At 45.0% G+C, this 20,907-nt stretch carries 15 protein-coding genes; 12 read left to right on the top strand and 3 right to left on the bottom strand.

Annotated features, from left to right (window positions below):
* Positions 1-318 precede the first annotated feature (318 nt).
* Entirely contained in the window at positions 319-4,818 is a 4,500-nt protein-coding gene (gene gltB, locus ECHVI_RS06065; protein ID WP_015265079.1) for a glutamate synthase large subunit, read from the top strand.
* A gap of 1 nt (position 4,819) precedes the next feature.
* Entirely contained in the window at positions 4,820-6,301 is a 1,482-nt protein-coding gene (locus tag ECHVI_RS06060; protein WP_015265078.1) for a glutamate synthase subunit beta, read from the top strand.
* Between the two features lie 577 nt (positions 6,302-6,878).
* Here ECHVI_RS06060 and ECHVI_RS06050 read toward each other — a convergent pair.
* Positions 6,879-7,484: a TIGR04282 family arsenosugar biosynthesis glycosyltransferase gene (locus ECHVI_RS06050; RefSeq protein ID WP_015265077.1), complete on the bottom strand. Its 606-nt coding sequence runs from the start codon at positions 7,482-7,484 to the stop codon at positions 6,879-6,881.
* A gap of 662 nt (positions 7,485-8,146) precedes the next feature.
* On the opposite strand from ECHVI_RS06050, the gene ECHVI_RS06045 reads away from it, so the two are divergent.
* A complete protein-coding gene (locus tag ECHVI_RS06045) occupies positions 8,147-8,593 on the top strand; it encodes a gamma-glutamylcyclotransferase family protein (RefSeq protein WP_015265076.1) in 447 nt (148 codons plus the stop codon).
* Positions 8,594-8,849: 256 nt separating this feature from the next.
* Here ECHVI_RS06045 and ECHVI_RS06040 read toward each other — a convergent pair whose 3' ends face one another.
* Positions 8,850-10,190: an NAD(P)/FAD-dependent oxidoreductase gene (locus tag ECHVI_RS06040; protein ID WP_015265075.1), complete on the bottom strand. Its 1,341-nt coding sequence runs from the start codon at positions 10,188-10,190 to the stop codon at positions 8,850-8,852.
* A 497-nt stretch (positions 10,191-10,687) separates the two neighbouring features.
* Here ECHVI_RS06040 and ECHVI_RS06035 point away from each other — a divergent pair, with 497 nt between their 5' ends.
* From ECHVI_RS06035 to ECHVI_RS06020, 4 genes are all read left to right on the top strand, one after another.
* A complete protein-coding gene (locus tag ECHVI_RS06035; RefSeq protein WP_015265074.1) occupies positions 10,688-11,395 on the top strand; it encodes a YebC/PmpR family DNA-binding transcriptional regulator in 708 nt (235 codons plus the stop codon).
* 60 nt (positions 11,396-11,455) lie between these two features.
* Positions 11,456-12,040, top strand: coding sequence for an inosine/xanthosine triphosphatase (yjjX, locus tag ECHVI_RS06030; protein WP_015265073.1), 585 nt, complete (start codon positions 11,456-11,458; stop codon positions 12,038-12,040).
* Between the two features lie 96 nt (positions 12,041-12,136).
* Positions 12,137-12,451 (top strand): thioredoxin family protein, encoded by a 315-nt coding sequence (locus ECHVI_RS06025; protein ID WP_015265072.1) that lies wholly within the window; start codon positions 12,137-12,139, stop codon positions 12,449-12,451.
* A complete protein-coding gene (locus ECHVI_RS06020; RefSeq protein WP_015265071.1) occupies positions 12,432-12,689 on the top strand; it encodes a DUF6952 family protein in 258 nt (85 codons plus the stop codon). Before ECHVI_RS06025 ends, ECHVI_RS06020 begins: the two co-directional genes overlap by 20 nt.
* Before the next feature lie 48 nt (positions 12,690-12,737).
* Here the strand turns inward: ECHVI_RS06020 and ECHVI_RS06015 are convergent, their stop codons facing one another.
* Positions 12,738-13,343, bottom strand: a complete 606-nt coding sequence (locus tag ECHVI_RS06015; protein WP_015265070.1) for a nitroreductase family protein — start codon at positions 13,341-13,343, stop codon at positions 12,738-12,740.
* Between the two features lie 245 nt (positions 13,344-13,588).
* On the opposite strand from ECHVI_RS06015, the gene ECHVI_RS06010 reads away from it, so the two are divergent.
* From ECHVI_RS06010 to ECHVI_RS05990, 5 genes are all read left to right on the top strand, one after another.
* Complete coding sequence (locus tag ECHVI_RS06010) at positions 13,589-14,026, top strand: VOC family protein (RefSeq protein WP_041739530.1); 438 nt, start codon at positions 13,589-13,591, stop codon at positions 14,024-14,026.
* A 130-nt stretch (positions 14,027-14,156) separates the two neighbouring features.
* Positions 14,157-15,482: a MutS-related protein gene (locus tag ECHVI_RS22910; protein WP_015265068.1), complete on the top strand. Its 1,326-nt coding sequence runs from the start codon at positions 14,157-14,159 to the stop codon at positions 15,480-15,482.
* A gap of 55 nt (positions 15,483-15,537) precedes the next feature.
* Positions 15,538-15,924, top strand: a complete 387-nt coding sequence (locus tag ECHVI_RS06000) for a TfoX/Sxy family protein (protein ID WP_015265067.1) — start codon at positions 15,538-15,540, stop codon at positions 15,922-15,924.
* A gap of 22 nt (positions 15,925-15,946) precedes the next feature.
* Positions 15,947-17,113 (top strand): MFS transporter, encoded by a 1,167-nt coding sequence (locus ECHVI_RS05995; protein WP_015265066.1) that lies wholly within the window; start codon positions 15,947-15,949, stop codon positions 17,111-17,113.
* Positions 17,114-17,713: 600 nt separating this feature from the next.
* The gene (locus ECHVI_RS05990; protein ID WP_015265065.1) at positions 17,714-20,890 is read left to right on the top strand and encodes a SusC/RagA family TonB-linked outer membrane protein; all 3,177 of its coding nucleotides are present in this window, start codon (positions 17,714-17,716) and stop codon (positions 20,888-20,890) included.
* Positions 20,891-20,907 lie beyond the last annotated feature (17 nt).

Raw genomic sequence — 20,907 nt, 5'->3', positions numbered from 1 at the left:
GTGGATTTTTTTGCAAAAAAATCAATTTTGAACAAAAAAACTGGAAATTCGATTTTTTAAACCTGATTTCAATTGTTTTGCATTTTTTTTAATAAAAACACTTAAAAATAAAACCTATTTCAATGATTTTTACATAAAATTATCATTACTCACCTCCCACCACTCTCAAATTTTCATTTTAATAATTTTAAAAATCAAGGGGCAATTTGGTTATTAATGCATTTTTTTCGTTCTTTTGTTGCCGAGATTTTAAAAAAAGAAAAATTCTTTGTAATTTATTCAATCGAATTTACAAACCTATATTAAATAACACTAACTATGAATGAAGGATTATACCGTTCACAGTTTGAGCATGACGCCTGTGGGATTGGCGCCGTGATCAATGTGAAGGGCGTGAAAAGCCATGAGACGATCAGCGACGCGCTATTTATGCTGAGCAATATGGAGCACAGAGGAGGAAGAGGCAGTGATCCTAAGACCGGTGATGGAGCGGGCATTTTGATTCAAGTACCCCACGATTTTCTAAAGATAGTAACCCATCGTGCCGGCTTTGAGCTGCCTGAAGAAGGAAGCTATGGCGTAGGCATGACATTTTTCCCTAAGAACAAACAGCTACATAAAAAATCAAAAGCTTTGCTCAACAAAATCCTGGAAGAAATGGATTTTGAGCTTATCGGTTACCGAACGGTTCCTGTGGATGAAACCGTTCCGGGATCTGGTGCATTAGAAGTAATGCCTAATATCGAGCAGCTTTTTGTAAGACATAAGGATGGACTTGTAGGTGCCGCCCTAGAGCGTAAAATCTACGTCCTGAGAAACTATGCTACCAAGGAAATCAACTCCACAATCCCAGGAGTGAACATGTCCTTTTACTTTGCCAGTTTCAGTTCCAGAACGATTATTTACAAAGGCCAGTTGAGAACTGACCAAGTATTACCGTTCTATAAGGATCTCCAAAACAATAAAATCACCTCTGCCTTGGCATTGGTGCACTCCAGGTTCTCGACCAATACCTTCCCTAACTGGAGGTTGGCGCAACCGTTCAGGTACCTCTCCCATAACGGAGAGATCAATACCATCCGTGGTAACCTGAACAAAATGCGCTCCAAGGAGTACTTGATGAAATCTTCCTTGTTCACGGATGCGGAACTGGACAAACTGATGCCCGTAACCAACTCCACCTATTCGGATTCAGCCAACTTGGATGCGATGGTAGAGCTGTTGACCCTTAGTGGACGATCATTACCGCATGTGATGATGATGTTGGTGCCAGAATCTTGGCAGGACAACAAAACCATGAACAAGGCCAAAAAGGCATTCTATAAGTTCCACGCTGCACTAATGGAGCCGTGGGATGGTCCTGCAGCCTTGCTGTTTACAGATGGGAAGTCTCTCGGTGCTACCCTTGACCGAAACGGACTGCGACCATTGCGATACTTCACCACCAGTGATGACCGATTGATCCTTTCTTCCGAAGCAGGAGCCTTGCCCATCCGCGAAGCTACTGTCACCGAAAAAGGACGTATCAGCCCCGGCAGAATGATCCTTGCAGACCTTGAAAAAGGCAAGGTGATGTTTGACGAAGAGGTGAAGGCGGAAGTTTGCGAAAACAAGCCTTATGATGCTTGGGTAAGAAAAGAACGCCTGAAGCTGAGGTTAATGCCTACTCCCAAGAAGCTATCTCAGCCTTATAATACACAAAACATCAAACAACGGCAGTCTGTATTTGGATTTACCACAGAGGATGTAAACACCATCTTGGCCCCAATGGGGGACACCGCATACGAGCCATTGGGCTCTATGGGTGCTGATACACCTCCTGCAGTGCTTTCCAAACAGAGTCAGCACATTTCCAATTACTTTAAGCAACTCTTCGCACAGGTAAGTAACCCCCCGATCGACCCTATTCGGGAGCGTTTGGTGATGTCACTCTTTACCCGACTGGGCGAGAGTTATAATATCCTTGAAGAAAGTTCTCTTCATACCCGCCAGATCCACATTTCACAGCCCCTTTTGCTGAATGAGGATTTGGAAAAAATCAAACACTTGGAAAGCAAAGGCTACAGGGCCAAGACCCTCTATGCGCACTTTGTGGCAGATCATAAGCCAGGAAGAATGCTGGAAGCCTTGGACAAGCTATGCCAAGATGCTGTCGATGCGATCAACGATGACTATAACATCTTGATCATCTCTGACCGAAATACGTATGAGGGCATCGCTCCCATTCCTTCGCTATTGGCCATTGGTGCCGTGCACCATCACTTGGTAAACACCAAGATGAGGACCAAAGCAGGTTTGGTAGTGGAAGCGGGAGACATCAAGGAAACCCATCACTTTGCCACGGTAATCGGATATGGTGCGAGTGCCATCAACCCTTACTTGGCATTGGAAACATTGGTTCACCTGAACGAGACCGAACAACTTTCCAAAGTATACGAACAAGAGCAGCTTTTCGAAAATTACCAAACTGCCATTGGCAAAGGCCTGCTGAAAGTACTCTCCAAAATGGGAATCAGTACCCTTCAGTCCTACCAGAGTGCGCAGATTTTCGAAGCGGTCGGATTAGGCCCAGAAGTGATTGAAAGATGCTTTAAAGGCACCATCAGCCGTATCAGTGGTGTTTCTTTCGACGAATTGGCCGAAGAAGTGCTGACGCGTCATAATGCCGCTTATGGCTATGAAGGACCACGGCTGGAAACAGGTGGGATTTACCAATGGAAACGAAGAGGCGAAAAGCACCTTTTCAATCCAGAAACCATCCACTTGCTGCAAAAATCCACTGCCAATAACGACTATGGGCTGTATAAGAAATTTGCCGAAAAGGTAAATAACCAAACCAAAGATGCCCTGACCATCAGGGGATTGTTTGAGTTTAAAAAGCGGATCTCCATCCCAATTGAAGAGGTAGAACCTGCAGAAAGCATCATGAAGCGTTTTGCGACAGGTGCCATGTCCTTTGGATCGATTTCGCATGAGGCCCATTCCACTTTGGCCATTGCCATGAACAGGATCGGTGCGAAGTCCAATAGCGGAGAAGGTGGAGAAGATGAAGTACGTTTTGAAGTAAAAGAAAATGGCGATTGGGAACGCTCTGCGATCAAGCAGGTGGCTTCTGGTAGATTTGGGGTAACCAGTAACTACCTGACCAATGCCGAGGAACTACAGATCAAAATGGCCCAAGGCGCCAAACCTGGTGAAGGTGGGCAGCTACCAGGCCATAAAGTGGACGACTGGATCGGCCGTGTAAGGCACTCCACTCCAGGAGTGGGCCTTATCTCGCCACCACCGCACCACGATATTTATTCCATTGAGGATTTGGCGCAGCTAATCTATGACCTGAAAAATGCCAATAGAAAAGCCCGCATCAATGTGAAACTGGTATCCCAAGCAGGCGTGGGTACGGTGGCCGCCGGTGTGGCCAAAGCCCAATCAGACGTCATCCTGATCTCAGGTGCTGACGGGGGTACTGGAGCATCTCCATTGAGCTCCATCAGGCATGCTGGTCTTCCTTGGGAACTGGGACTTGCTGAAGCCCATCAGACGTTGGTCAAAAACAACCTTAGAAGCCGCGTAACGCTGCAAACAGATGGTCAGGTAAGAACTGGACGTGACCTTGCCATTGCAGCCATGCTGGGTGCTGAAGAGTGGGGTATTTCCACGGCAGCACTTGTGGTAGAAGGTTGTATCATGATGAGAAAATGCCACCTGAACACTTGTCCAGTAGGCATTGCCACCCAGAATCCAGAACTGAGAAAACTCTTTACCGGTAATCCTGACCATGTGGTGAACTTCTTCAGGTTCCTTGCAGAAGACCTGCGGGAAATCATGGCATCACTAGGCTTCAGAACGGTAAACGAAATGGTAGGCCAGTCCAATGTGCTGAAATCTACCGGTCACCTGAACCACTGGAAGTGGGATAAACTTGACCTTAGCCCGATTTTCCACATGGTGGAAGTCCCTGAACATGTGGGTATCTACAAGCAGATCGACCAGGATTTCAAACTGAAGAAGGTACTGGACAGAAAGCTGATCAAAGCAGCGTTACCGGCCCTAGAGCAAGCCAATTCGGTAAAAGAGAAATTCCAGATCAAAAATATCGACCGTTCTGTAGGCGCCATGCTATCCAATGAAATCTCTAAGATTTACGGTAGCCCAGGCTTGCCGGATGATACCATCCACTTCAAGTTTAGCGGTTCTGCCGGACAGAGTTTTGGTTTGTTCCTCGCCCAAGGCGTAACGTTTGAGCTGGAAGGAGAAGCCAATGACTACTTTGGAAAGGGACTTTCCGGTGGGCAGCTGGTGATCTATCCAAGTCGCAATGCCAACTTCAAGGCAGAAGATAACATCATCATCGGTAATGTGGCGTTCTATGGTGCCACTTCCGGAAACGCCTACATCAACGGTAAAGGCGGTGAGCGCTTCTGTGTGCGAAACTCTGGTGTGAAAACCGTGGTGGAAGGAATCGGCGACCATGGTTGTGAATACATGACCGGTGGCCAAGTGATCATCCTGGGTGAAATCGGCAAAAACTTCGCAGCAGGCATGAGCGGCGGTGTCGCTTACCTGTTCAAGGAAAACGTGAAACTGATCAACCAAGAGATGGTAGACCTGGATCCGCTTACTGAAGAGGATTTTGCGATCATCAAGAAGGAACTTGAACTTCACCACAAGTTTACCAACAGTAGTGCAGCGATCAAATTCCTTGAAAATTGGGACACTGAGAAAGAAAAATTCATCAAGGTATTCCCGAGGGATTACAAAGCCGTGCTACAAAAGAGAGCTGAAAAACAAGAAGAACAATCAAAAACGTTAGTGTAAGATGGGTGCGAAAGACGGATTTCTAAAATATAAAAGAGAACTAGAATCAGATAGAGACCGAAACGAAAGGGTCAAAGACTATAACGATATACACATTCCAATCAAGCCTGAAACCCTGAACAACCAGGCAGCCAGGTGCATGGATTGCGGCATTCCTTTTTGTCACCAAGGATGCCCACTGGGCAATATCATCCCGGAATTTAACGATGCCGTCTACCGCAAAGAATGGGGTGAGGCATGGGACATTCTCAGAAGTACCAACAACTTCCCGGAATTTACCGGAAGGATCTGCCCTGCACCATGTGAGGCCAGCTGTGTATTGGGGATCAACAAAGATCCCGTGGCGATCGAATTGATCGAAAAGAACATTGCCGAAAAGGCCTATGAAAATGATTTGGCCAAGCCAAACATCCCCGAAACCCGAACAGGCAAAACCGTGGCTGTCATCGGCGCGGGACCTGCTGGAATGGCTGCTGCAGATCAGCTAAACCAAGCGGGCCACGAAGTGACCTTATTCGAAAAAGACCAAAAGGTCGGTGGTTTGCTGCGATACGGTATCCCGGATTTCAAAATGGAAAAATGGGTGATCGACCGCCGGGTGAAGCTGATGGAAGAAGAAGGGGTAAACTTTGCCACAGGAACTGAAATCGGCAAAACCATTACCGCAGATGAAATCCTGGGCAAATTTGACGCCGTGGTACTCTCCACGGGTGCACAAGAGCCAAGGGATCTGAAAATCAAAGGCCGTGAATTCAACGGTGTACACTTCGCCATGGAATTCTTGGGCGAGCAAAATCGTGTAGTCAGTGGCGAAAGAGAAGGTGACAACCCGATCAGTGCCAAAGGTAAGCATGTGATCGTCATTGGTGGTGGTGACACCGGTAGTGACTGTATCGGCACTTCCAACCGCCACGGTGCCGCTTCCGTGACACAGCTGGAGCTATTGCCAAAGCCACCAAAGCAACGTGCGCAGCTTAACCCATGGCCGGAATGGCCCATGACCCTAAAAACCACTACTTCTCATGAAGAGGGTGCCGAAAGGGTTTGGTCCGTATTGACCAAGGAGTTTACCAAAGACGACAAGGGCAATGTAAAAGGCCTGGTTTTGGTAGACATCGAATGGAAAGAAGAAAACGGCAGAATGCAGTTTGTAGAAGTGGAAGGCACCGAAAGGACTGTTCCTTGTGACCTTGCCCTTCTGGCCATCGGCTATACCGGGCCGAAGCAAAATGGCCTATTGGAAGCTTTTGGCGTAGAAGCTATGGAAAACAGCCTTCCAAAATCTAAGGAATATCAAAGCACCAACAACAAGGTGTTCTTGGCCGGAGATATGAGAAGAGGCCAATCCCTAGTGGTTTGGGCCATTTCTGAAGGTCGTGAAGCAGCTGTAAAAGTGGATGAATTCCTTATGGGCAAATCCAACCTGCCACGTAAAGATAAATCGTTCTTTGAGAACGTAGAAGACGCTGAATTCTGTGAATAACAGTAGTTTAGTTTATTTAACATAAGTTTGTTAATTCGATGAAAAGCTTCCCACGTAAGTGGGAGGCTTTTTTCTTTTATGGGCATTGGGATATGAAAAAGGAAATAAAAGATTTACCCATGGTAAATTCCCCTTCAACATGGCCGGTTTTAGCCGCATTGCCCTCCCTATTCCCCATGAATTCTCACTAAAACCCATTCAATGCCCATGGTGGAAACCATCCTTTAACGGGGAGAAATATTCCTTCATAAGAACGTGTCAACATTCATCCCCTGGAAAAGTGGCTTGATCCCAGTGATTATCAAGACGGGATTTACCGAGGTGCTGAGCAAGGCTTTCAGCCTGAAAGGGAGAGATTATGGCGGATGCATCCTGAGCGCTTGCCTATCCAACAAGCGGGGAGTCAAAGGATGCGTAAAGGGATGCCTCATGGAATGCTAATGTTATCTAGGCATTACAACCTTCTATCAGCTTGGTCAATGGGAAGATCATTGATGCTGGCGAAGCGTCAAAAAAACTGGACAAATAAAAAAGGTGCGGTTGATGGCCGCACCTTGATTGCAATATTCCGCAATGTCTATTGAATGTTCAAAAGTCCCTTAAGGCTTTTGAGGTCCTCATATTGTTCTACTTCATAGAGTACCGGAAGTTTGTGCATTTCCAGTTCCATTTCCTTTGCTTCTTGGCTGAGCTCATGGATCAGACTATCTGACTTCCAATCATTGTGATCGAACACCTTATCACATACCTTGTTCATTCCTAAGAGGTAAATGGTACCGTCATGGGCAGGTCCCACTACCAAATCCTGATAGCTTAAGGCCTCAAATGCCTCGTCCAGGATATCATTGGAGAGCTCCATGGTGCCCGCTACGCGAAGAAAAAGCGCCTTTTCATATCCTTTGCCAAGGACATCTGCAAAAGCCCGCTGCATCCGCTCTCCCAACAGCCCCTTTCCTTGCAGTCCAAGGTGGTACTGATCATTCAAGAGATAATCGTCATCTACTTTGTCAAGGAAGTACACAAACACATCCGCTGGGTAATCCTTCACCAATTCGTGGGTATGATGAAGCAAATATTCATACACTTCCACCGCCTTTTCACTACCAATAACCTCGCCCAACCTGGTCTTTACCTTGCCGGGCACAGGGTTTTCCTGAAAAATAATTATCGCATGTTCTTTCATAGTAATAACTGTTATATTCGGGTAATCAATATTAAACAGATTTTTTGACATTTAGGTTATCAAAATGGCTGCCAAATCAAAAAAAACTAGACCAAATCAGTTCTTCTTTGCAAGAATTAACAGATACTATCATTGTTTGACAGAAATGGGCAAAAATCATGGTCTCTCTTTTGGCCTCCTCTGATCCTTTCCCCTACGGTCACGCATGCGCTCCATGGATGTTTTACGGTAATCCTTCTATTTTTTCCATTTGTTCGGGGCTAAGAATTATGGCCAGCGCTTTATCATGAGCCTCCTGATCATGCTTCATGAAAAATCTCCGCCCAACCTGAAGATGGTCTATGCTGTACCATGGTGTATTTAATGCTGTGCTCATTATCCCGATGTGATTTATGGAAGTTTAGTGGCATTACAAATGCCTCTCCCGGAAAGTCCGCATTGCAAATACGGTTACGATGCTGGATGTAGTCTTAGGTATGCTTGGAACTTAACGCGTGGAAACTTTGAGACTCGTCATATTTGGGAGATAAGTTTACTTATCTACTTCATTCCCATTTCTAGAATAACTGTTTAGATCTTTAGTCCACCCAAAATGATATCACCTGCCTCACCATGGACATCTCCATTTTTTTCACTAGCTTCATTGAAAACAGCTCTCTGATATGTCCACACGTCTGTACTTTGGCTATGCCAGCAATCTTGATCAGTCCACCCTTGTCGGCAAGCTGCAACACCCTCCTAAGCTTATCGGAATCGGAGTGCTTCCCCATTACGGATTTCGCTTTAATCACCCTAACCCCGATGGCTCAGCACGTGCCAATATCGTCCCCAGCCCAAATGAAAATGTGTATGGTGCCATCTATGAAATTGAAGAGGCGGATGTCACGCATTTTTTGAATTCAGAAAAAACCTATGATCTTACAGCAGTAAGTGTCCAAACAAAAAATGGAGAAGTCGGAGCTTTTACCTTTATTTCATCCCAAAACGTATCCAATATCTTTCCCGATCAGGCCTATTATGACACCATCATCCGTGGTGGAAAAGCCCTGAAACTACCCAACACTTACCTTACCAGCATAATGAACAGATTACCAAACGAATTGTTTTAAAAAAACGATGAACTGTGTTTATAACAACTTGAAATAACGATTTTCTGAATTGTTTTATTGTATGAACAGTATGTTTTTTACTTTAATCCATGTGTGCATTGCGTCAGATGCTCAACGCTTTTTTGTGCAGCGACAGATACCCAGCACCACACTCAGCCTCATGGTTTTTGATTAGGTGGATTACAAATCCGCAATACCTGAAATCCAGATTGCAAATCGGATGAGCAAGGCTATTCTTGCTACTTGATACTTCTCTCTAATCATGCTTTTCTTCCACAAGCTCTTCCTGCTCTTTAGGCTTGACATATCGGGGGCGGATAAGCAGTCGCAAGGCCGGATCAAACGACAGGTAATTCCATGCCCAATCCATAAAGATCAAAATCCTGTTCTTCACACCCACGATGGCCATCAGGTGGACAAACAGCCATGTAATCCACGCCGTAAAGCCCTGAAACTTGATAAATGGCAAATCCACCACGGCCAATTTCCTACCTACGGTAGCCATCGAACCAAGGTCCTTGTACTTGAATTTCTTCATGGAGCGGTTATCGGCCACAGCCTTTAGGTTGTGGGCCAGGTTATCGGCTTGCTGGATGGCTACTTGGGCCACTTGCGGATGGCCTTTGGGATAGTCATCATCCGTGAGCACGCACAGGTCACCGATGACGTAAATGCCTTCAGTGTCTTTCAACTTATTATACTGATCCACGATCAACCGACCATTTCGGATCATTTGATCTTCTCTAAGGCCTTTGATATGGTTCGGCTTCACCCCTGCTGCCCATAGAAGCGTTTTGGTCTCCAAGCTTTCATGGTCTTTGATTTTGATGGTCAATCCATCATAATCCTCCACAGCGGCATTGACCATGATCTCCACCCCAAGTTTGTCAAGATAAACGACCGCCTTTTCACTGGACTGCTGCGACATGCCTGCCAAAAGCTTAGGACCTGCCTCAGCCAGCACCACGCGCATATTTTTAAAGTTAAGCTCGGGATAATCTTTTGGAAACACGTTGTTCCGTAACTCGGCGATGGCACCGGCCAATTCCACTCCTGTGGGCCCTCCACCTACAATCACCACGTTCATCAGGGCTTTGCGCTGCTCCACGTCTTCGATATTGATCGCTTTTTCGTAGTTGGAAATGATTCGGTTTCTGACATAAAGTGCTTCGGAAACGGTCTTCATCGGTGTCCCGTATTCCATGATATTCTGCATCCCAAAATAATTGGTATCTGCTCCCATGGCCAGCACCAGCTGATCAAAATCCACATAACCCACATTCGTATACAGCCGCTTTCCTTCTTGGTCTATTTCAAGCGCCTCTGCCATCCGGAAGGAGACATTGGGCGTGTGGTGAAAAACCCGCCGCAATGGAAAGGAAATCGCACTGGGCTCTAGCGATGCTGTGGCCACCTGATAGAATAAAGGCTGAAACTGATGGTAATTGTTCTTATCCAATAAAATCACTTGGTACTCGGATTTTATCATCTTACGGGCCAGTTTAAGTCCTGCAAAACCTCCCCCAAGAATCACCAACTTTGGACGGTTGGAAACCGGTAGGTTGGGAATAGGCTTATTTACGATATCATGTTCCATAGCTTTTATCTTTTATCGGCCCAAAATCAGATTAGAAAAGGTCATTTATATGGGGTTATTCATCTGTAAAAACAACAGGCTGTTAAGGCTTTTCGTATACTACAAATATATAATTTTTGACGTTATTTTTTTATCAAAATACAACAACCTAACTTATTTATTGAAATTTCATCAACGAACAACACAAACCATTAACATATACCACTTTACAGAACCATCCCATCAGCTGAGAAACGCTTTCCGCTCAAAAGGTAAATTAATTTCTTAAAGGCCTCTACAAACTGTACGATTTTCACCACAAATAGTTAAAAATAGACTTTCACCATCCAGCAGATCTGGATCCTGCAGGAGCATGGCCCCTATTATGAACCCTTTGGACACCCCAATGCCTGTTCTATTCTCCCTAGTTTAATACTCAAATTACCATTTGGCATTCGTGTAATGCTGGGGCAATTCAAAAGATTTATTATTTTTACGCACCTGAAAAGTATAAATATATGGGAAGAGCATTCGAATTTAGAAAAGAGAGGAAATTCAAGCGTTGGAGCAAAATGTCCAAGGTCTTTACCAGACTGGGCAAAGAGATCGTTACAGCAGTAAAATTGGGAGGGCCAGACCCGGACAGTAACCCCAAACTCAGGACGGTCATGCAGAACGCCAAGGGTGCCGCCATGCCCAAAGACCGCATCGAAGCCGCCATCAAGCGCGCCAGCAACAAAGACCAAAGCAACTACGAAGAAGTGGTTTATGAAGGCTACGCCCCTCATGGCGTTGCGATACTGGTCGAAGCTTCGACGGATAACATCAACCGGACGGTGGCCAATGTAAGGCACTATTTCACCAAAGGAGGAGGCTCTTTGGGAACTTCCGGTTCGGTGAGCTTTATGTTTGACCACAAAGCCGTTTTCCGCTTTCCAAAAGGCGAGCACGACATGGAGGAATTGGAGCTGGAGCTGATCGACTTTGGGCTGGAAGACATCGATGAAAATGAAGGCGAAATCTTCATTTACACTGAATTTGAGGATTTTGGCAATATGCAAAAGGCCTTGGAGGACAAAAACATCGAAGTTACCAGTGCGGACTTCCAGCGATTTCCCACCACTACCGTGGAGCTTACAGAAGAGCAAGAAGAAGAAGTCAACAAGATGATTGAACGCATGGAAGAGGATGATGACGTCAACAACGTCTATCATAACATCGCTTAATTTTACCAATCCAAGCCTTTGGAACTTATCCAAAGGCTTTTTTATTTTTATATAATCAACATGGCATTTCCAAAAAGAAAAAACATCCGGCCTGAAAGACAACGGGAAAGAGAGCTCCTTGTGGTCGTCGGCAGTAAAAACCCTGTCAAGGTCCAATGCACGGAAAATGGTTTTCAACGGGCATTTAGTGCACATCACTTCATAGTGGAAGGATTAAACATCAACTCAGAAGTCAGCGACCAACCTTTTGGGGATGCAGAAACCTCCCTCGGCGCTTTCAACAGGGCAAAAAATGCCAAGAACACTTTTCCCGAAGCGGACTATTGGGTGGGCATAGAAGGCGGAGTGGAAGATCTGGACGATGAAATGACCGCATTTGCTTGGGTAACCATTATGGACAGAAACGGAGTAGTGGGCAAATCCAAAACGGCTACTTTTATCCTCCCAGAGGCCATTGGCAAGCTGATTCGAGGCGGCATGGAGTTAGGGGAAGCTGATGACAAAGTCTTTGACCGGGAAAACTCCAAACAAGGAAATGGGGCTGTCGGCATGCTGACCAAAGGCACCATTGACCGAAAAGAATATTACGAACAGGCAGTAGTATTGGCTTTGATACCCTTTATCAGCGACAACCTCTATACATAAAACCAATCGATGATAGATATTTTCAATTGGTTTTGAAAAACTATAGCCATTACCTTCGTGTTAGCAATTAAGAAATCAGCTAAATCAAAAAACGATATGTTACAAGAATTAGAACAAGACAACTTAAAAGAGATCATTGCTGAAAACGATAAAGTGATCGTTCAGTATGGTGCTACCTGGTGTGGAAACTGCCGCATAATGAAACCTAAAATGAAGCGGTTGTCAGGTGATTACGAAGGGATTACGTTTTTATACGTGGATGCAGAAAAGCTTCCAGAATCACGTAAACTGGCCCAAGTAAACAACCTACCGACCTTTGCGTCTTTCAAAGGCGGTGAATTGGTCAATCAAACACAAACAAATAAAGAAGACAACCTTAAAGCGCTAATAGATGAGATTGCCGATAATTAAACACGTCTTGACGTTCATCGAGGAAAACGACGAGGATTGGGTAAACGAAACCATTGAGCTTTTGGAAAACATGACGGAGATTTCCTCTTTAAAAGACCAAGAAATAGAGGTCATGGGCGAACTCCTCTCCAACCTTTACGGAACCCTTGAAGTCCATAAAATGATCAAGGACGGAATGGACAAAAAAGAAGCCATGAACACCTTTATGAAACGGGTCATGGGCTCCATTGATAATTAACAAAGAGAGGCTGCCAGTTTAAACTGACAGCCTCTTTTAGCTTTTAACCTACTCCCTTACCCAGGTGACTTTTTCCTCGATAGGCTTCCTTCTACCGACAGGCCAAGTTTCCATTGTTGGCTTGGCGACGAAGAAAAATCCCATAAACAAATCATCCTCGCCAAGGTCAAAATAAGCTTTGGTTTCAGGGTAAAAAGTAACCCCTCCCGTACCCCAATATGCTGCCAGGCCATGTGCACTGGCAGTGAGGTACATATTTTGGACGGCCATGGATACCGCTGCAATTTCTTCCATATCCGGAATACCTACAGTCTGATGCCGCTTCATACCGATAGCAATAACATGACTGCACTTCAAGGGATTTTGCTGAAGCTTTTCGTACACGGCGTCCTTGAAAGTCCCGTTCTTTTCGGCTGTTTCTTTATAAAGCGCTGACTGGAACCTGGCCAACTCTTTTAGTCCTTCGCCACTGAAAACGGTAAACCTCCACGGCTCCGTTAATTTGTGCGTCGGTGCCCAATTGGCGTTTTCCAGCATTTCTTCAATGATGCTGTCGTCTACAGGATCATTCTCCTTGAACTGCGCTACGAACATTGAGCGTCGGTTTCGGATAATACTGTTCACTTCTTCGATATCAAACAACTGTTTCTCCATAAATGAAATTGCTAATGCGGCTTTTTGTTTTTTATGTAATTTTATTTTTTGGAACAACAAAATTACGGGGCGATAAGTTTTTGTGGGCACCGCACATGTAAAATCAAGTGTTAAAAATTACCAGATTTACTGACAAACAAGACATTACAACCTATTTTACTTGAAAAATAACTAGCTATTAGCCGACAGAAAACTTAACTTCCGTATTCCTATTCATGATCGCTAATCAAAACCAAATTGTCATCATGCCTGCAATCAATCCTTATCTCACATTTTTAGGCAACTGTGAAGAAGCCTTTACCTTTTACAAGTCCGTTTTTGGTGGTGAATTCACCTATATGGGCAAATTTGCCGACATGCCTCCCCAAGAAGGCGTTACCCTTTCGGAAGAAGAAAAAAACAAAATCATGCACGTATCCTTGCCCATCGGTCTAGAAACCATTTTGATGGGAAGCGATACCGGTGGAGACTGGGCGCCGGCCACCGTTGTCGGCAATAACATCTCCATCTCCATCACAGCAGACACCAAAGAGGATGCTGACCGCTATTTTAGCGAACTCTCTAAAGACGGAAAAGTCACCATGCCCATGGAAGACACGTTTTGGGGCGACTACTTTGGCATGCTCACAGACAAGTTTGACATCAATTGGATGATAAGTTTTAACGAAACGTACAGTAAATAAACCTATTACCATTCAGGGCATCGTATTTGGTGCCCTGCTATGCCTACAGTGTTTCAAAAATTTTTCATATACCAAAAAACGAAACATTTGATACGGGATCTCACGTAAATCAACTAAAACCTTCTTGCTCATGGCTTTTGCGATCGATTCCCAAACGGCCAAGGACTTAGAACTTTTTAGTGACAAGCCTGGCGTTCAAAGTATTTTTTCTTTTTTTAACCAAACCCAGACTTTTGGAGGCAAACTGCAACTCAAAGGACTGATGCAGTCCCCCTTGGACAACCTGGAGGAGCTTGAGGCAAGAAAACGGATCATTGCTTTTTTTATGGAAAATGAACAGCCACTGACCATCAATGCCAGCCAAATGGACTTCATCGACCACTATTTTCGACTTAACAAAACCGTACTGAAGCCCAACGCCATAGATGGTTATTTTCAAAAAAAATTTGTAAGTCAAAAAAACAAAAATGATCAATACCTAATCGAAACGGGCATTGAAAAACTAATTTTTTTATTGGTGGCCTTACAGGAAACACTGGCACAAACACCAACCGTAAAAGTTCCCCTAGGCCTTCGCCCATACTTCACCCTTTTCCGCAATTATTTAGAGAACCCTCCGATCCAAGCCATGCTTACATCCCTAGGCCCAAGCCCTCGAAATATCAAGCATTACCGTTATGATCATCTTTTTAGGGAAAAATACCGACAGGAAACCCAAGAGCTGATCCACACGGTATACCTTTTGGATGCGTTTAAGGCGGTAGCCAAAACGGCCAACCGACATCAGTTTTCCTTGCCAAACTACTCCGAAACTACACACTCAAGCTTACATGTCACCCAATTATTTCATCCTTTGCTGGAAAAGCCTATAAAAAATTCCATCAGCATAGAAGCGCATCAAAACATTTGTTTTCTAACCGGCCCCAATATGGCAGGCAAGTCCACTTTTTTAAAATCCCTTGGCTTGGCCGTCTACTTGGCTCACTTGGGCTTTCCCGTTCCTGCTTCATCCATGAAGACCCCCATCTACAAAGGGCTCACCACCACGATCAATTTACCGGATGACATGGGACTGGGACATAGCCACTTTTATTCAGAAGTAAACAGAATTAAAGACGTGGCCCTAAAAATCCAGCAGAAGCAGCAGGTCTTCGTCATTTTCGATGAACTCTTCCGCGGCACCAATGTCAGAGATGCATATGAAGGATCATTGTCCATTGTTAAGGCCTTTTCGACCATATCGGGAAGCACCTTTTTCATCTCCTCTCACATCTTGGAAGTAGCTGAACACCTCCAAAAGAGCAAAAACATCGCTTTCAGGTACTTTGAAGCCAGCTTAAAAGACCAGCAGCTCCATTACACTTATCGCCTTCGTGAGGGCATCTCTCAAGAACGGCTGGGCATGCATATTCTTAAAAGAGAAAAGGTCTTGGATATCCTGAAAAGCTTAACCTAACCCCAAAGCCCCGAAAATACTTGACCTGCAATGGAGTTCACCATTGAAAAAGCAAATGATTTTGGTTAAATTACATTTCACCAGATCCATAAAAATGGCCTATAACTCCCTTTTAGCTAAGCGTATTGAGAACTTGCTGTCACGATCAGCGCCACCTTTTGAAGCCAAAAAGATGATGGGAGGCATATGCTTTATGGTCAATGACAAAATGTGTATGGGTGTCCATGAAAACAGGATCATGGCCCGTGTTGGCACAGATCAGTATGAAGAAGCCCTGCAACAGGCCGGATCTATGGAAATGAATTTCACCGGCAAAAGCATGAAAGGTTACGTTTTTGTAGATGGAAAAGTGGTGGATACCGAACCGCAACTTGCCTATTGGGTAGACAAATGCCTCCACTTTAATCCACTCGCCAAATCAAGCAAAAGAAAAAAGAAGTGAATTTTTTGGCTACTTTTAAGCCATGAACCTGCGAACATCCATCCTTCCTACGATAGTTGTCGCCCAGTTTTGCTGCACCTCCTTGTGGTTTGCCAGCAATGCTGTGATGGCTGATTTACTGAAAAATTTCAGCTTGGAAAGCAGCGCATTGGGCCACCTTACGGCTGCGGTACAACTTGGCTTTATTGGGGGTACATTTTTATTTGCCCTTTTGGCCCTCGCAGACTGCTTCTCCCCCTCCAAGGTCTTTTGCGTATGTGCTTTGCTCGGAAGCCTCGCCAATTTAGGAACCCTATTCGATCATAACACCCTCACCAGTCTCATTATCCTTAGAGGCCTGACCGGCTTCTTTTTGGCTGGAATATATCCTGTAGGAATGAAAATAGCAGCGGACTACTTCGATAAAGGATTGGGGAAGTCATTAGGATTTCTGGTGGGAGCACTTGTATTGGGGACTGCATTCCCCCATTTCCTACAGGCATTTACGGGGACATTATCATGGCAGGCCGTCATCATCATCACTTCCAGCTTGGCCGTTGTGGGAGGGGGATCGCTCTGGCTGCTGGTTCCTGATGGTCCCTACCACAAACGCGCCCCTCGCCTGAATCCCACTGCTGCATTTACCGTTTTCCATAAGCCGGCCTTTCGAGCGGCAGCCTTTGGTTATTTTGGCCATATGTGGGAACTCTATGCTTTTTGGGCATTCGTTCCAGTAATGCTACAAGCGTATAAAGCCCTTCACCCGGACCAGATAATCCATATTTCCCTTTGGTCATTTTTGATCATTGGCATTGGAAGTCTGGGGTGCATTATGGCTGGATTGGTGGCCGAGCGATGGGGGACAAAACGAATTGCCTCGCTTGCACTCTTTTTCTCGGGAATCTGTTGTTTGATAGCGCCGTTAATGTTTTTAGTAGACAGCTCCTCCTTATTTTTGGTATTTCTGCTCGTATGGGGCTTGACTGTGGTGGCTGATTCTCCTTTATTTTCGACCCTGGTGGCCAAAAATGCTCCTGACCACAACAAGGGCACTGCCTTGACCATCGTCAACTGCCTAGGGTATAGCCTTACCATCGTCAGCATTCAACTGGTCAACAGCCTTCGAGAATCCTTCGCCCTATCGGCCATTATGTGCTGCCTGGCCATTGGCCCGTTGTTTGGCTTACTCAGCTTATGGCGAAACAAGTGATTTTTTACCAGTTCAATTTTAGCCTCAAAAATATCCAACAACGTAGATTTAATTAACATTATCACTTTTTCCAGCCACCTAAACTGGACGTTCTTTCCAATCCCTCTTTACAATCGATGATGTGGCTAGGCAGCAATTACCTAATACATACATTTAAATGCTGCACCAATGATTTAATTTACACATTTTCAGTAAATCCACACGAGCCGAAAAATCCAAGAACATATTTTCCTTAAAAAGTCAATATCACTATTACAACTCAAATTTATATTTTGAAATGTCAATAGGCTAAGTATTGTTATTCGCTAAGACAATACTAACTGTTTTCAGTTTTTAAAGTTAACAAAAACAAAACATGTTAATAAAATTTATATAAAATGTATTTCTATATAATTTAAAAAATCCATACATTACGAATAGTTAAAAGAAAACTTAGATTAATTTTTTCTTAATCAGGTAAGAACGACTATTATTATTTGGCAATATTTGATAGTTTCAATGGTAAATATCAAACATTGTCATCTTAGCCTAACGGTTCATCAAGCAAGCTTGGTGATACATTAAAAGACATGTTTAATTATATACCCTTAACAAAACTTTATGAACTTCGAATCTTTACCATTATTCAAACCAGTAGCGATGCTGGCTTTGGTCGGTAGTTTCCTGCAACCGATTGCGGCTGAGCACACTTATGCTGGAGAGATGACGGGGAAGTTACCCCCAAGCGCAGTTAACATGGCTGAAGTAACAGTCACTGGTACCGTTACCAGCAGTGAGGACGGTGCTCCTATTCCGGGAGTAAGTGTTACTATCGTAGGAACCTCAAAAGGCACCATCACAGATTTTGATGGCAACTATTCCATCAACACAGAAGAAGGGCAGACCTTGAAGTATTCATACTTAGGTTACACGCCTCAAACCATAACTGTGGGAAGCCAGACGACGATAGATGTAGTTCTGGAGCAGGACACCGAAGAACTCAGCGAAGTAGTGGTAACGGCCTTTGGTATCGAGAAAGATAAAAAGTCCCTTGGTTACGCGGTACAAAAAGTAGACGGTGAAGATATCACAACCGTAAAAGCGTCTCCAAGCGCAGTGTCCAACCTTAAAGGTCGCGTGGCCGGGGTGAACATTACAGAATCAGGCTCAGGTCCAGGTTCCGGCGTACGGGTAATCATCCGTGGTAACAACTCCCTAACCCAAAGTAACCAACCGCTTTATGTAGTGGACGGTATCCCCATGGATAACTCCAGTACTAGCGAAGGTGGCGACATGTACACCAGTACCAATACAGGATCAGGTATCTCTGATCTTAACCCCGACGATATCGAATCCATGACCGTCCTAAAAGGACCAAATGCTGCGGCATTGTACGGTTCACGGGCAGCCAATGGGGTCATCATGATTACGACCAAAAAAGGTAAAAACAGAAAAGGAATCGGCGTGGACTTCTCCAGCAGTTCGGTATTTTCCAACCCAATGCTCCTTCCGGAATTCCAAAACGAATACGGTCAAGGTACCCAAGGCAGAACGCCAGCGACAATGGAAGAATTGCGTACCAATGGTGGCTCTTGGGGTGGACCATTGGATGGAAGCGAGCAGCTTTACTGGGACGGCACCACCAAACCTTATTCCGCCCAACCGAATAACGTGGAAAACTTCTTCAACACAGGAGGTAACTTCGTCAATACAGTGGCCCTAACCGGTGGTAATGAAAAAGTTTCTGCCCGTTTCTCTTATACCAACACGTATAACGAGGCCATGGTAGAAAACTCGTTCCTTAAAAGAAACAACTTTAACTTGCGGGCCACGGCCAAACTTTCCAGCAAATTATCCCTGGATGCAAAGGCCACCTATACCAGCCAATTTACACGAAACCGGGTAAACCAAGGCTCTGAAGGTCTTTTGGCCGGGGTATACAGCATCCCAAGAAATGCCATTATGGATGACTTCAGAGACTATCGTGATGAAGAGACCGGCTTGGTGAGAAACTATGCCGAAAGTGCCAGCAACCCTTATTGGACACTTAACTATGATAAGGCAGAAGACACCCGGAACAGGTTCATCGGCTTTGCCAAAGTACAGTACCAGTTTACAGATTGGTTATCTGCCCATGCAAGGATCGGTACAGACTGGACCGATATTCGTTTTGAAAGTGCCACCCAGCCAGGTCACTGGTTTTACCCTGACGGCCGAGTAGGATTTTCTAACAACCGCTACCAAGAAACCAATGCGGATTTCTTGTTCATGATCGATAAAAACATCACCGAGAAGCTAAGGGTAACGGCCAATATCGGTGGAAACCACTTACAGCAGCTTTCCCAAGGTATGAGCCTAAACGGCCAAAACCTGAGGATCCCTACCAAAACCACCATCGGTAGTGCTGACCAAGTAAATTACAGTGCTGGTGTCCCTACAGAGCGGGTGACCAACTCCTTGTATGCTTCAGCATCATTTGATTATGCCGGCATTGTATTCTTGGATGTAACGGGAAGAAACGATTGGACTTCTACCCTTCCCTCTAATAGCTGGTCATATTTCTATCCATCGGTAAACTTGGCCTTGATGGTAAGTGAATTTATCGATCCAGACCAAACCCTGATGGATTACTTGAAATTGAGAGGTAGCTGGGCGAGTGTAGGAAAGGATGCTTCTGCTTGGAGACTGCAAAACAGCTACAACCTTAAGAACAAAAACAACAGCTACTTGGGCATTACGACTTTGACCATTCCATCGGTATGGTATGATCAAAACCTCAGCCCTGAGTTTACCAAAACCTATGAGATAGGCTTGGACGGTAGCTTCTTGCGTAACCGTTTGTACTTTGACTTTGCTTACTATGACATCAGCTCTACTGATCTGATCGACATCGTGGAAACAGACAATTTAGCCGTCAATCCACTAGGTCGTGCAGAAGTGCATACCAATGTAGGTGAAATCACTAACAAAGGGGTGGAAGTAATGCTGGGAGGCACGCCTATCAAGAATGAGCGCTTCACGTGGAATACCAATGTTAACTTCTCCCACAACCGGAACGAACTGAAGGAATTCTTGCCGGATGCATTTAACCGTCAGTGGAACGTAAACAACTCCGGTTCTGCCGAAACCCGCGCCACAGTAGGTGCTGGATACGGTGAAATTTGGGCCACGGACATCATGACAGATCCGGAAACCGGTGAGTGGATCCTAACCGCTAACGGCATGCCTCAGGCAACGGCCCAACGTGTGAAGGTCGGCGACTTCCAGCCAGATTACCTGCTAGGATTTAACAACTCCTTCAGCTATAAGGATTTCACGCTGAAGTTCCTGATTGATGGACGTTTTGGCGGAGAAATGTATGCCGCCACACAAGCAGCCATGGACGGTGCTGGTATATCCAAAAAAACCTTGGAATATAGGGAAGAAGGGATCATCGTGGACGGAATAATCGAAAACGAAGACGGTACTTTCTCTGACAATAGCCAATCCATTACTGCCCAGCAGTATTGGGGAGCCATGAGCGGCATCGGATCCAACTACATCATGGACCAGACCAATGTTCGCTTGAGAGAACTTTCCCTCACTTACCGCATCCCTACTTCATTCTTGGGCAATAGCGTGGTAAGATCAGCTTCCATCAGCTTTATCGGAAGAAACCTATTCTTCTTCTACAAAGCTTTTGACGGTGGATTTGATCCGGAATCTACCCTGGGCACCAGCAATGCTGGGCAAGGCTACCTTTACTATGCCATGCCAACGGCCAGATCCCTTGGATTTAACCTGAACGTGAAATTTTAATTTCCCTTAACGAGCCA

This window comes from Echinicola vietnamensis DSM 17526 (assembly GCF_000325705.1).
GTDB classification, from domain to species: domain Bacteria; phylum Bacteroidota; class Bacteroidia; order Cytophagales; family Cyclobacteriaceae; genus Echinicola; species Echinicola vietnamensis.
Note: the sequence above shows the minus strand (reverse complement) of the source record. Positions and strands in the feature narration are given on the sequence as shown.